General features: G+C 44.6%; 10 protein-coding genes and 1 other annotated feature. Of the genes, 4 read left to right on the top strand and 6 right to left on the bottom strand.

Translation table 11 applies throughout. The annotated features are described in order from the left end of the window. The first annotated feature begins 213 nt into the window (after window positions 1–213). Together nagB and DBT50_RS01150 are read left to right on the top strand one after the other, a co-directional pair. The gene (nagB, locus tag DBT50_RS01155; protein ID WP_111852225.1) at window positions 214–933 is read left to right on the top strand and encodes a glucosamine-6-phosphate deaminase; all 720 of its coding nucleotides are present in this window, start codon (window positions 214–216) and stop codon (window positions 931–933) included. After that, a complete protein-coding gene (locus DBT50_RS01150; protein ID WP_111852226.1) occupies window positions 926–1,882 on the top strand; it encodes an NAD(P)-dependent oxidoreductase in 957 nt (318 codons plus the stop codon). The genes nagB and DBT50_RS01150 overlap by 8 nt, the downstream gene beginning before the upstream one ends. A gap of 86 nt (window positions 1,883–1,968) precedes the next feature. Here the strand turns inward: DBT50_RS01150 and DBT50_RS01145 are convergent, their stop codons facing one another. From DBT50_RS01145 to DBT50_RS01130, 4 genes are all read right to left on the bottom strand, one after another. Then, complete coding sequence (locus tag DBT50_RS01145) at window positions 1,969–3,486, bottom strand: ABC transporter substrate-binding protein/permease (RefSeq protein WP_111821520.1); 1,518 nt, start codon at window positions 3,484–3,486, stop codon at window positions 1,969–1,971. Continuing rightward, window positions 3,477–4,895, bottom strand: coding sequence for an argininosuccinate lyase (gene argH, locus DBT50_RS01140; protein ID WP_111852227.1), 1,419 nt, complete (start codon window positions 4,893–4,895; stop codon window positions 3,477–3,479). Before argH ends, DBT50_RS01145 begins: the two co-directional genes overlap by 10 nt. A 51-nt stretch (window positions 4,896–4,946) precedes the next feature. Continuing rightward, entirely contained in the window at window positions 4,947–6,434 is a 1,488-nt protein-coding gene (locus DBT50_RS01135; protein WP_111853462.1) for an ABC transporter substrate-binding protein/permease, read from the bottom strand. A gap of 78 nt (window positions 6,435–6,512) precedes the next feature. Beyond that, window positions 6,513–6,730, bottom strand: a binding site (T-box leader). A gap of 95 nt (window positions 6,731–6,825) precedes the next feature. Next, on the bottom strand, window positions 6,826–8,232 hold the full coding sequence (locus tag DBT50_RS01130; RefSeq protein WP_111852229.1) for an aldehyde dehydrogenase family protein: 1,407 nt from the start codon (window positions 8,230–8,232) through the stop codon (window positions 6,826–6,828). A gap of 161 nt (window positions 8,233–8,393) precedes the next feature. Between DBT50_RS01130 and yfcC the strand changes: the two genes are divergently transcribed. Both yfcC and iadA read left to right on the top strand, forming a co-directional pair. Next, the gene (gene yfcC / locus DBT50_RS01125) at window positions 8,394–10,121 is read left to right on the top strand and encodes a putative basic amino acid antiporter YfcC (RefSeq protein WP_111852230.1); all 1,728 of its coding nucleotides are present in this window, start codon (window positions 8,394–8,396) and stop codon (window positions 10,119–10,121) included. Window positions 10,122–10,135: 14 nt separating this feature from the next. Then, window positions 10,136–11,317 carry a beta-aspartyl-peptidase gene (gene iadA, locus DBT50_RS01120; protein ID WP_111852231.1) on the top strand — a complete coding sequence of 394 codons (1,182 nt, stop codon included), beginning with the start codon at window positions 10,136–10,138 and terminating at the stop codon, window positions 11,315–11,317. Between the two features lie 53 nt (window positions 11,318–11,370). Here iadA and DBT50_RS01115 read toward each other — a convergent pair whose 3' ends face one another. Next, window positions 11,371–12,273: an acetamidase/formamidase family protein gene (locus tag DBT50_RS01115; RefSeq protein WP_111852232.1), complete on the bottom strand. Its 903-nt coding sequence runs from the start codon at window positions 12,271–12,273 to the stop codon at window positions 11,371–11,373. Between the two features lie 136 nt (window positions 12,274–12,409). After that, complete coding sequence (gene purB, locus DBT50_RS01110) at window positions 12,410–13,705, bottom strand: adenylosuccinate lyase (protein ID WP_111852233.1); 1,296 nt, start codon at window positions 13,703–13,705, stop codon at window positions 12,410–12,412. Window positions 13,706–14,049 lie beyond the last annotated feature (344 nt).

Below are 14,049 nucleotides of genomic sequence, written 5' to 3'. Positions count from 1 at the left end.
CCGGCTAGTTTTGGCAAAGTGCCCGCTGCCAAAATTTATGCCAAGATGCTTTAATCATTTCTCCCCCCTTTTCACCTATTCAACTTTGTGATTTTTTTGTTAAAGTGCCGGTTTTACTTTCAAAATCTACTTTTGCCACAGATTTATTTTCCTATCCGTGTTAAACTAGGGATAAGATTTTTATCAACTTATATCTTTTATGGAGGTACAAAAATGAAAGTTTATATCTATGATGACATCGAAACAGCCAGCCAAGCCGCTTTAAATTACTACCAAGAAGCCTTAGCTGATGGGCCTAAAGTCTTTGGCTTAGCTACCGGTTCGACACCAGAAAAACTCTACCAAGAAATCGTTGCTTCTGACTTAGACTTTTCCGACAGTCTTTCCTTTAACTTGGATGAATACGTTGGCTTAGAAGCCAGCCACCCACAAAGCTATAATTACTTTATGCACAAACACCTCTTCAACGAAAAACCCTTCAAACATAACTATCTCTTAAATGGGGCCAACCCTAACGAAGAAGAAGAATGTTCACAATTTGAAAACTTGCTCCAAGAACATCCGATTGACCTACAATTACTCGGTATTGGCCGCAACGGTCATATTGGCTTTAACGAACCTGGCTCTTCCTTCACCAGTAAAACCCGTAAAATTGAACTAACGGAATCAACCATCGAGGCTAACAGCCGTCTCTTTGACTCTCCTAGCGATGTCCCAACCGCGGCTTATAGTATGGGGATCGGTTCCATTTTAAACAGCAAGAACATCTTGCTCTTAGCCTTTGGTGAAGAAAAGGCAGCCGCTGTGAAAGCCATGGTGGAAGGTCCAGTGACTGAAGAAGTCCCAGCTAGTGCCCTCCAAAAACACCCTAATGTTGTTGTCATTCTGGACCAAGCAGCCGCTAGCCAACTAAGCGGTGAGGCAGATGCCTAAACCCATCCTCTACCTAGGTACCCAATATAAGGGCCAAGCCCGTGGGCAACTAGCAGAGCTGAGTGACCGCTATCAAATTAAAGACAAAAACCAACTTGAAGCGAGTGACTACGCCCAAATCGAAATCTTTTTCGGTAGCGACTTAGATACCCTAAGGGCCATCTACCAAGGAGAAGACCGCCATTTAGCCTGGCTTCAATTAGATACCGCTGGAGCTGACTACTTGCCCCAAGAAGTTATGGCCGATCCCAAAGTAACGGTGACGACCGTTTCAGGAATCCATGCCCCTTCCATTGCTGAGAGTATTTACGGTTATCTCTTAGGGGTTTTCCACCAACTCTTTATCTACCATGGCCAACAAGAAGAAAATAACTGGCACCGTTATGAGCATGTGAAAAATCTGGCAGGTAAAAAGGCACTCCTTTACGGAACTGGCCATTTAGCCAGTGAAATTGCCCGGATTGGCCAAGCTTTTGGTTTAAGCTGCTACGGAGTTAATACCTCAGGGAGACCGGTAGAACATTTCCAAAATACCTACACCCAAACGAGTGTGACCGAACAGCTTGGCCAAATGGATATCATTATTAATACCCTTCCGGCAACAGCAGAGACTGAAAATATCTTTAACCAGAACTTCTTTAAGCAGATGAAAACCAATAGCTATTTCATCAATGTGGGCCGCGGCAATGCTGTCGTAGAGGCTGACCTCCAAGCCGCCCTGGAAGAAGAAAAGATCGCCGGAGCCTATCTGGATGTCTTTCAAGAGGAACCCTTAAGGGAAGACAGTCCCCTATGGCGAACTAAAAACCTCTTAATCACACCCCATGCCTCTGGTCGGGTAGAGCACTTCCGTGATGCTATTTTTAAGATTTTCTATCAAAACTACCAAGCTTACCTAAGCGGTAACTATCCAAGTATCAACCGCCTAGATAAAAAGAAAGGCTACTAAAACATTCGCCTCATAAAAAGCCACTTACCCCCTTCCCTTCAAGGAAGCAGTAAGTGGCTTTTTTACATAGCTATTATTCAGCCAATCTAAGCATATTTGGCATTCATTTGTTTTTCCCAACGGTTCAAGAACTTGGTTAAGGTAAAGGTCAAGATAAAGTAAATTACCATAGAAATCAACAATGGAATAATCCCTTGATAGGTAATGCTGGTAACCGCCCGGGTTTGGAAGGTTAATTCAGCAATACCGATAGTCGATACAATGGATGACTCCTTAATCAAGGTCACAAATTCATTCCCCAAGGCTGGCCAAATTGACCGTAAAGATTGTGGGAAGATAACCTTCTTCAGGGTGGTCAAACGGTCTAAGCCAAGGGAACGTGCGGCTTCAGTTTGCCCCTTATCAACCGCTTGGATCCCCCCACGGATAATCTCACTAATATAAGCCCCCGAGTTTAAGGACACCGCAATCAAGGCTGAAAGCAAGGCAGGTACGTTAAATAATCCACCGATTCCTAAGAACATGAAGAGGACTTGGATCATTAAAGGCGTCCCCCGAATGAATTCAACATAGGCCATAGCAATACCGGATAAAATTTTGTTCTCAGTCAGGCGCATAACAGCTAAGATAGCCCCTAGGGTTAAGCCAAAGACCACACTGACCGCTGAAATCAGCAGGGTCATTTTAATGCCGTTCCAGTAATAAGGCCAATAGGATAACCAGTCAACCCCTTGTTCAGCTTGTTCTTGACCTTCACTAATAATCAAATCATAAGATTCATCTAGCCATTGGTCCATCAACCCTTGGTCTTTGACTTCTTGGACACTTTGGTTGATAGCGGCTTGTAGATCAGGTTGGTTTTTGGGCATAACTACCCGTTTAGAGTTATCGTCTTCTAATTTAAAGTGACCATTGATCATCTCTAGAGCATCTTCATGGGCGCGAACGTGGGCACCCCCCACACCAGAGTCGATAATAACCCCATCAATTTGCCCCGTCAGTAAGGCAGAAATTAAATCAGGGAGTTGTTGCATAGCGTGCTTACCCACATGAGCCATTTGTTCATTGGCTAGCCCTTCTTGAATCGATCCTTGTTGGTAACCTACCGTCATATCGGGGGTGAAGGAATCTTTATCATGGATCTTTTCGGCATCGTCTTTACGGATAATAATGGCTTGTTCATCATTTTGGTAACCATCAGAGAAGTCAACCGACTTAGCTCTTTCTTCAGTATACCCCATCCCAGAAATGATAATATCGATATTCCCCGCTTCCATGGAAGATAGGAGACTAGAGAATTCCATAGTCACCACATTTAATTTAACCCCGAGGTCATCGGCAATTTTTTGTCCTAATTCAATATCCGCTCCGGCCACGGTTTGTTGGCCGTCTTTCATGGTAATAAATTCAAAAGGTGGATAGTCAGGACTAACCCCCATTCGAAGTTCACCACGGTCTTTTATGCTTTGGAGGAGTGAATTCTCGCTAGGGGCCTGGCCTTGGTCTTCCTCACCATAGACTTGTGGGGCTAAGAGACCGGATAGGGTCGTTAGCATCAGTAAAACAGCTAAAAAGCAATGATTCAATTTCTTCATCAATGACATTTTTCATTCTTCCCTTCTTTTCTCTTATTTTGATAGTTTTTCAGACGTTCTTTCACTTGGGCAATATGTTCTTTGACCTGGTCTGGAGCTGGTCCACCAGCCACCTGACGGGCATAAACCCCATGTTTCAAATCAATGGCTTGGTAGATATCGGCTTCAAATAAATCATTAAAGGATTGGTACTCTTCTAAGGAGAGTTCCTCTAAAGTTTTATCCGTTTCATGACAATACTTTAAAATATCCCCAACTTGGCGATAAGCATCACGGAAGGGTAAGCCCTTAGCGCTCAGGTAGTCGGCACAGTCAGTGGCATTTAAATAACCCTTACCCGCGGCTTGGTACATGTTTTCCACCTGAGGATGGGTGGCATCCAAGATGGCTGGCAGTAAGTTAAGTAAGGCTTGGACTGTATCAATGGCATCGAAGAGCCTTTCCTTTTCTTCTTGTAAATCCTTATCATAGGCGAGCGGGATGCCCTTCATGATGGTTAAGACCGCCATCAAGTCGCCATAGACCCGGCCAGCCTTGCCCCGCATTAATTCATGGATATCCAAGTTCTTCTTCTGAGGCATAATCGATGACCCCGTAGAAAAGCGGTCATCCACTACAATCAATTGGAACTCTTGGCTGGCCCATAAGATCATTTCTTCACTATACCGGCTCAGGTGCATACTAATCAAGGCCAAGGCACTCAGTAATTCAATACTATAGTCCCGGTCGGAAACCGCATCGATACTATTACCGGCATAAGCATCAAAAGCTAATAACTCAGTAGTTAATTGCCGGTCCAAGGGAAAAGTGGTTGTCGCTAAGGCGCCTGCCCCTAAAGGCATGGAATGGTTGATCCGCTTTTGGGCATCCATTAAACGCTCATAGTCGCGCATAAACATCTCCACATAGGCCATCAAGTAATGACCATAAGTAACCGCTTGGGCTCTTTGCAAGTGGGTGTAGCCAGGCATGATGGTTTCTAGGTGTTGTCCTGCTTCCTGACAAAAGGCCTCTACCACTTGGTCCAATTGATCTAATAATTCATCAACCGCTGTGCGCGCATAAATTTTCATGGCTGTGGCGACTTGGTCATTACGGCTCCGTCCAGTATGGACTTTCTTACCGATATCACCTAAGCGTTTGGTGAGTTCACTTTCAATAAAACTATGAATATCTTCTGAATTAGGATCAATAGTGAGTTCTCCTTGGGCATATTCTTTTTGCATATCCCCTAGACTTGCTACTAAAGCTTCCGCTTCTTCTTTAGCAATAATCCCTTGTTGACCTAACATTTTGGCATGGGCTTGGCTAGCCTCAAGATCTGCAGGAAGTAACCGCAAGTCAATAGCCAAGGATTGATTTAACTGGTAGGCTGACTCAGCCATGGCTTGATGATAAGTATTGGACCAAAGTGCCATTTTAACACAACCTTTTCTATATTTTTTGTATTCAAGCGTTCCTCATCGACTTTATACTTTCGCTTGCATCTTATTCTCATATAAACGTAAAGCCATCGAAGTCACAAAAGTAAGGACAAAGTAACAACACATCGAAATAAATAGAGGAATCGTCCCCTGATAGGTTAAGCTGGTCACCGCCCGGGTTTGGAAGGTTAATTCCGCTACCCCAATCGTAGAAACAATGGAAGAATCCTTAATTAAGGTCGCCGCTTCATTCACTAAAGACGGCCAGACTGGACGTAAGGATTGTGGGAAGACGACCTTCTTCATGGTGGTCCAGTAATTGAGTCCCAAGGAACGGGCAGCTTCTACTTGCCCCCGGTCAACGGAAAGAATCCCGCCCCTAAATATTTCTGAAATATAGGCCGCAGCGTTTAGGGAAACTGCGATAATCCCTGATAGCAGGGAAGATAAGGAGAACAAAGCTCCGACACTCAAGAAAACGAAGAGAACTTGAACCATTAAAGGGGTTCCCCGAATAAACTCAACATAGGCACTAGCCAGCTGAGGCAGGACAGGTAAGTTTGAAATTCTCATCAAGACGATGATCAAGCCCAAAACAATCCCAGCTAAAATGGCCACTACTGAAATCAACAGGGTGACTTTTATCCCATCATAGAAGTAAGGCCAGTAGCTCAACCAGTTCGACTTTTGACTTTGCCGGATCAAGTCATAGGATTCTTCCATCCATTGATCCATTTGTCCCGATTCTACACAGGCATTCACCGTTTTATTAATTTCTGCTAAGAAGGTGGGTTGGTTATTAGGGATAGCCACCGACTTACCATCAGAGCTTACATCTAAACCAGAAGGAATAGTTAAAAGTTCCCCATGTTCAGCAGCAAAGGCCTTGGCTACCGATTCATCGAGGAGCACGGCATCCACCTGGTTAGCCATTAGGGCAGCGACAGCATCAGCCGACTTCCGCATGGCTACTTTTTCAGCACTGGTAACCCGTTCGGTCACCAAGGTATCTTGGAGGGTGTTATCGGAAACCCCAATCTTGCCACCTTGGTCAAAGTAAGAAACATCTTTAATTTTATCTTGGTCTTCTTTTCTAATCACAAAATATTGCTGGTCGGACTGGTAGACATCAGAGAAATCCACTTTTTTATCCCGCTCTTCGGTATAGGACATCCCGGAAATAATCATATCAACAGACCCGGTCTCCATGGCTGGAATCAGAGAACCAAATTCCATATCGACAATTTCTAATTTCACTCCAAGATCGTCAGCAATTTGTTGGGCGAGGAAAACATCCGTCCCTACTAGGCGGTTTTGGCCATTTTCTAAGACGGTAAACTCAAAGGGAGCATAGCCACTCGCTGTACCAAAGCGAAGTACGCCGCGGTCCTTAATTTCCTGAAGTAGTTGATCGTCTTGGGCAACTTGCTTGCCCTCGTTTTCCTCTGCGTAAACACTGCTTGGACTAAGTAAGATTAAAAGAGTCAAAGCAAACAAACACAGCGCACTAAACATTTTCTTGCATTGATACATATAAATACCTCCCTTTATAATAACTAAACATCACTTCAATCAATGAATGGCTCATAAACAACAAAAAAAGCCCACCTCCTAAGAGGCGGACTTCTTCCACGGTACCACTCTAATTTGCGAATAGCTTACTAACTATTGACAACTCTGTTTGGTAACGCAGACATCTGCGAGTTAATCTCAAAACTTCGACTAACTATCTCAGCAAGACGTTTCATTAGTCATCCTGGGAACCTTGCACCAAACGTTCCTCGCTTTGCAGGAATGAGTTAATTACTTATTTGCTTCATCGATTTCATAAATTAATGTTATTATAAAGGACATTTATTTATTGTCAATCTTTATTTTTATTTTTTCCTAAAGTTTAATCCTAAAATGAAAAAGAAGCAAGCCCTTAGACAAAGATCGTCTTAATTTCTAAGTAGTCGGCAATTCCGTAAGGACCTTTTTCCCGACCGAGACCGGATTCTTTATAGCCACCAAATGGTGCCCTGGAAGACCCAGAAGCATGGTTAACGAAGACATTTCCTGTCCGCAATTGTTCAGCCATGGCTACCGCTTTCTCCTTAGGCCCAACCACATAACCGGATAGACCATAAGCCGAGTCATTAGCGATAGCAAGAGCCTCTTCTTCATCCTTATAGGTCAATACACATAAGACCGGACCAAAAATTTCTTCTTGGGCAATGGTCATTTGATTATCTACCTGGGTAAAGACTGTAGGTTGGACATAGAAACCACTGTGGTCGATATCTTGACCACCTAAGAAAAGCTCAGCGCCTTCATTAATACCCTTTTGAATATAGTCAAGGACGGTTTCTTTTTGTTGAGCCGATACCATCGGCCCTACCATGGTTTCGCCGTCGCCGGGCATACCGATTTTGACGTGGTCTTGGTAATAAGCTTCAATCAATTCCTTAAAGTCTTCCAGTTCAGCTTCAGGCACTAATAAGCGGGTAAAGGCGGAACAGGTTTGACCCTGGTTGTTTAAAATCGAATCCATAGACTTTTTAACCGCTAAGTCCTTATCCCCACCGGCTAAGTAGAGCATGACCGACTTGCCACCTAATTCAAGAATTAATTTCTTAATGTTTGGCGCAGCCTTTTCATAGAGACCTCGGCCGACTTCAGTAGACCCCGTAAAGGAAATCACCGCCACATCAGGGTGCCCCGCCAGATAGTCACCGACTTCACTCCCGGAACCAGTGACTAAGTTAAAGACGCCATGAGGAAGATCAGCTTCCTCAAAAACTTTGGCATAGACCAAGGCGGTCAAGGGCGTATTGGAAGCCGGTTTAACTACTACTGTATTTCCAGCAATGAGGGCTGGAGTGACCTTCCGCTGAATTTGATTGAGTGGGTAATTCCAAGGGGTGATGCAGGCCACCACGCCGAAGCCTTCCTTAATGACCCGGCTCCCATCGATTTCTTCTTCAAAATCGAAGTCTTCGGCCGAATCCATATATTCACGCATCTCTTTGATGGCCATAGGAATATGATTATCCTTAGCAAAATTGACCGAAGCCCCTAGTTCTAAGACCGTGGTCTTAACTAAAAGGTCGGCATATTTCTTCAAGCCGTCATAAACTCTCTCTAAATAGGTTAAACGTTGGTCCACACTTAAGGCATTCCAATCAGGAAAAGCTGCCTTAGCCGCGGCCACTGCTTGATCAACATCCTCCTGGTTACTTTTTTGTACATGATTGATGACTTCTTCTGTCGCCGGATTAATGACTGGCATTAATTCTTGGCTTGACGATGCTATCCATTCTCCATTGATAAAATTCCGATAGTTCTCCATAATCATCACCTCGTTCTTATTATCTAAAAAAATCCCAAGAGACTCAAGCAAGAAGAAATGACCGTAATGGCCTTATTCATTAATTAAAAGGAATTTCATTTTAAGACATATCACCTAAAGCGCTATCATGGTACAATAACCTTATAAATATAAAATAAGGAGTGAGAAAAATGAATGAAACCGCTGAGAAAAAACAGCGTTTCCAGACGCCACACACTTACGTCATTATTTTTGGTATTGTTCTCGTGGCCTGGTTACTAACATTCATCGTTCCGGCTGGTAAATATACCACCGAAGTTTTGGAATATGAAGGAGCCAATGGGGAAACCCAAACCCGAACCGTTCTCCAACAAGATTCCTTCCGTTACATGCATCCCTTAAAGGAGGATGTTTTAAGGGACAACTTGGAAGACCTGGTCCAAGAACCCGCTAAATTGCAAGAACTAGAAGTTGACCAGGAGGATTTATCCAAGCTTCTAGAAAAGTCAGAACCCTTGACCCTGGGGCAGTTAGAAGAAATCGACTTAGAAGAATCCGAACTCTATGCCATGTATGGAGATCGTATCTACGACACCAGTAAAAATTTAAATAAAACCGCTGGCCTATGGGGAACCCAGGACCACTATGGCTTCGGGGTGTTAAACTATATCTTTGAAGGGATTGTTACCGGGGACCGCTATGGTTCCGCCATCGGGATTGTGGCCCTCCTCTTAGTCGTTGGGGGTTCTTTTGGAATTATTATGCGGACTGGGGCTATCGACGCCGGAATTTATGCCTTTGTCAATAGCGCCAAAGGAATGGAACACTTGGCCATTCCCCTGCTCTTCTTCCTCTTTTCCTTTGCCGGAGCAACCTTTGGGGCCTCTGAACAGGTTATTCCCTTTGTGATGATTATTGCTCCCTTTATGATTGCCCTGGGCTATGACTCCATCACGGCGGTAACTGTGACCTTTGCTGCTTCACAGATTGGTAACGCTTGTTCCTGGATGAGTCCCTTCTCCATCGCCATTGCTCAAGGGATCGCTGGGCTTCCGGCCTTGTCAGGGGCTGGCTTTAGGATTGTCATGTGGGTAATTATTACCACCCTGTCTTGTGGCTTTACCATGGTCTACGCGAAGCGAATTCGTAAGGCTCCACAATTATCAGCCTCTTATGAATCAGACGCCTACTTCCGGACCGATTTAGCCAAGCAAGAGGATGTCAGCCATGAATTTACCCTGGGCCACAAACTGATCTTATTAGAAATGTTACTGGGACTCGTATGGATTGTTTGGGGTGTGATGAGCCAAGGCTTTTCCATTCCTGAATTAGCTTCCCAATTCTTTGTTATGGGCTTAGTATCAGGAATTACCGCCCTAATCTTTAGAATTGATGGCATGACCGTTAATGATATTGCCTTTGCCTTTAAAGATGGGGTCTCTGACCTGGCGCCTACCGCTGTAGTTGTGGGGATGGCCAAGGGGATTTTACTGGTCTTAGGAGGATCAGACGCGGGGACCTTCTCCGCCTTAAATACCATTCTCTATGGCGTCGGTAACCTCTTATCTGGTATTCCTAACATTCTAGGCGCTTGGTTCATGTATATCTTCCAATCCTGTTTCAACTTAGTGGTGACCTCCAACTCTGGTCAAGCCGCCCTCACCATGCCGATTATGGCTCCACTGGCGGATATTATCGGAGTCAGTCGTCAAGTTGCCGTCTTGGCCTTCCAATTAGGGTCCGGTTTTGTGGACGCCTTCACCCCAGTTTCTGCTAGCCTGGTGGGTTGCTTGGCAGTCGCTCGGATCGATTGGGCAGATTGGGCTAAGTTCCAAATTAAAATGCAGGGTTTCCTCTTTGTTTTAGGGAGCATTGCCATTATTATTGCCATTAGTATCGGTTACAGTTAGAAAGTTGGGAAAGTATGAAATTAATCAAACAAGTCACTGTTTACGCCCCTGAAAAATTAGGGATTAAAGATATCTTAATGGATAGTTCCAAAATTATTGCCATTGAGGACCATATCACTATTGATAGTAATGCTATTGATATTGAAGTGATCGATGGTCAAGGTAAAATCGCTACCCCTGGTTTCATTGATAGCCACTTCCACCTCCTAGGAGGCGGTGGTGAGAATGGTTTTCAAAACCGAACACCAGAAGTCCAGTTGAGTCAACTAACCACGGCTGGAGTAACTACTGCCTGTGGCTTATTGGGGACTGATGGGGTCGCTCGCGATGAAATGGCCCTCTTAGCCAAGGCCCGTGGTTTAGAAGCAGAGGGTATTTCCACCTATATCTATGTCGGAAACTACCGTCTTCCGGCAACCACCCTCACCGGATCCATCATCAAAGACATTATGGCCATTGACAAGGTGATTGGCATTGGTGAAATTGCTATTTCCGACCACCGCAATGGGGCACCAACCTTTGAACAATTTGCCCATGCCGCAGCCGATACCCGGACTGGTGGTTTATTAGCAGGTAAGGCCGGCGTGGTCAACTGCCATGTGGGGCCCAACAAGGGCCGACTAGAATTCCTCTTTAAGGCCTTAGATGAAACCGATATTCCAGTCACTACCTTCCTGCCGACCCACTGTGGCCGGAGCCAGGAACTGGTTGATGAAGCCATTGCCTTTGCCAAACGCGGCGGGACTTTCGATATTACCGGAAGTGAAGACCCCGATATGACCTATGAAAAAGACGGGGAGATTCCTTTTAGAACGGTTCTCAAACAAGTCCTAGACCAAGGCTTAGATGAATCCTGCATTACCATGAGTTCTGATGGCCAAGGAAGTCTCCCCCGCTTCGATGAAGAAGGCAACTTCCTCCGTATTGGTGTGGGCAGTGCTAAGTCACTCTTGGTCGGTATTCAAGAAGCTGTTCAAAGAGAAAATATTGCCCTTGAAAAGGCCCTTCCAGCAGTCACCTCTAACGTTGCCCGTATCCTAAAACTTAACCATAAGGGACGTTTAGAAGTGGGGCGGGACGCAGATATCCTGCTCTTAGATGAAGACAGTTTATCCATCGATACCGTGATTGCCATGTCAGAAATAATGATTAAAAACAAAGAAATCATTAAATACGGTACCTTCGAAAATGCCTAAAGAAGGCCGAATTAAAAAGGAGTTGCTCACTGCAACTCCTTTTTTACTTAGGCTTACTCTTTAACATCTTTTAATTTTTCATAACTGGCCTTGTCGACCCGAACGCGCATGGAAATATTGGGGTTAACAATCTGACAAGATTCTAAATGAGCGGAAAAGGTCATGAACATGCCAACTTTATTATAGGATAAGCCGGTTTGAGCCATGAGAAATTCTGCCATCCGGTCATTAGCTTGGACAACTGCCGTTTCAAAGTCTTCACCGACGCCATAGGAATAATAAGCCTGGTCAGTTTCCACAAAAGGCGTTGGGCAAGGGAAGGACTCGAGAACTTCAACGGTTAAGTCAACCGACCCACCGATCTCAACGCCACTGCCCCAAATCTCGCCATCACCCATGGCGGCATGCATGTCACCTAAAGCCAGGAGTGCCCCTTCGACTTCAACAGGCAGATAAACGACAGAGCCTTCGGTAATTTGATTGTTATCCATATTGCCACCATGTAAGTCAGGCAATCCAGTAGCCACCGCTTCGTCCTTGGGTGCTGTTCCGATCACACCAATCATCTTATGAACCGGGAAAGTTGCTCCATAATAGTCAAAGCTCTTTTGGTCTTCGCTGACCTTACAGATGGCTGTCTCTTCTTCAGTAATTTCCTTGGAGAAATATTTGTTGAGCCCTGGAGAAGTCATAATGGCTCCTTGGGGATCTAAGTCAATGCTATGAATAGTCACTTTCAGCACATTGCCTGGTTGAGCGCCTTCCACATAAATCGGACCAGTTGCTGGATTAATTTCATTAAAATCAATTCCAGAAATTAAGTCCTTTTCATCCTGGACACTGCCCTTGAAGCAATCCCAGACATCGACCTGTAAGCGCTGGCCACTAGCTACCTTAGCAATGGGTTTCTGGTTCTTGTCCATAGAGAACACATAGTGATCTTTTGTAATATGCATAAGCCTACCTCCATTATGTCTATTTAAGATTTAATATAGACCTATCATCTCATATTGCTTATAAATAGTAAACGTTTTCAATAGCATATAAGAGGATAAGTGGAGAAGGAAAAAGAGATCATTTAAAAATAACCAACTAAGCTAATCCCAAACGTGCATAAATTTCATCCACTCGGCGCAAGTGATAAGCCGGATCAAAGGCATCATCAATAGCCACTTGGTCGAGAGATTGGCGAATTTCCGCATTATTTTCGACTAAGCCTTTAAAATCAAGGCCCTGGTCCCAAGACTTAGCGGTTAGGGGTTGGACTAAATCATAGGCCGCCTCCCTAGAAAGACCTGAATCAATTAATTTTAATAAGACCCGTTGGGAGAAGATCAAATTGTGGGTAGCCTGCATATTACGCTTCATGTTTTCTGGAAAAACCGTCAGATTAGCTAAGATATTACCGAAACGATGAAGGATATAGTCCACTAAGATGGTGGTATCGGGCAAAATAATCCGCTCGGCTGAGGAATGGGAAATATCCCGTTCATGCCAGAGACTGACATCTTCCATAGCAGTCACTACATGTCCTCGAATCACCCGGGCCAGCCCAGTGACATTCTCACTACCGATCGGGTTACGCTTATGGGGCATGGCACTAGAGCCCTTTTGTCCGGCAGCAAAGTATTCTTCCACTTCCCTGACCTCGGACTTTTGTAAGTGGCGGATTTCAGTCGCCATATTTTCTACTCCGGTAGCAATTAGGGCTAAGACTGAAATATATTCTGCATGCAAGTCACGTGGCAAGACCTGGGTCGAAATCTCTTGGGGACGAATCCCTAAATGTTCACAAACATAGGCTTCCACTTGGGTGGGAACATTAGCAAAAGTCCCCACTGCACCAGAAATTTTTCCCGCTTCGACGCCCTTAGCCGCATGTTCAAAACGTTCACGATGACGTTTAAATTCACTATACCAACGGGCCACTTTTAAACCAAAAGTGGTTGGCTCAGCATGGACCCCATGAGTCCGTCCCATGCAGAGGGTATTTTTATATTTGAGAGCTTGTTTTTTAAGAATCGCTAAGAAATCATCTAAGTCTTGGCGGAGGAGGTCATTCACTTGCTTTAATTGGTAACCATAAGCTGTATCCACCACATCGGTCGAGGTCAGACCATAATGGACCCATTTCTTCTCCTCGCCCAATGACTCCGAAACACAGCGGGTAAAAGCCACCACATCATGCTTGGTTTCGGCTTCAATTTCTAAAATACGGTTGACATCAAAGCTGGCCTTTTGACGAATAGCCTGGGCATCTTCTTTAGGAATCTCCCCTAATTCAGCCCAAGCTTCAACAGCTAAAATTTCGACTTCTAACCACGATTGATACTTGTTCTCATCCGACCACAATTGTCCCATTTCTGGACGGGTATAGCGATTAATCATCAGCTTTTACTCCTTTTCTGACAGTTTCTTCTGCCTTGTGCTTCTTGCCTTCTGGTGCGCTTGTCGCACTCTGTTTAAACCTGCTCCAAGCGCAAGGCAAACGTCCACTTCAGAAAATGACGAAAAATTCTCTTTGAGAATTTTTGCGTCTTTTTCTTCCAGTGATCTTGCCTTCTGATGCGCTTGTCGCACTCTGTTTAAACCTGCTCCAAAAGTCAGCCCTGACCTCCACTTCACAAACTGTGGCTGATAGGCCTCCACCTATCACCAAAGTTTGCTCCAGTGTTTCAGGGCTTTTTCGACTTTTGTCACACTCTGTACTTTATAAATGTATGCTATTTTTT

The organism is Aerococcus tenax (assembly GCF_003286645.3).
GTDB lineage: Bacteria > Bacillota > Bacilli > Lactobacillales > Aerococcaceae > Aerococcus > Aerococcus tenax.
This window is presented reverse-complemented; position numbering and strand designations above follow the sequence as displayed.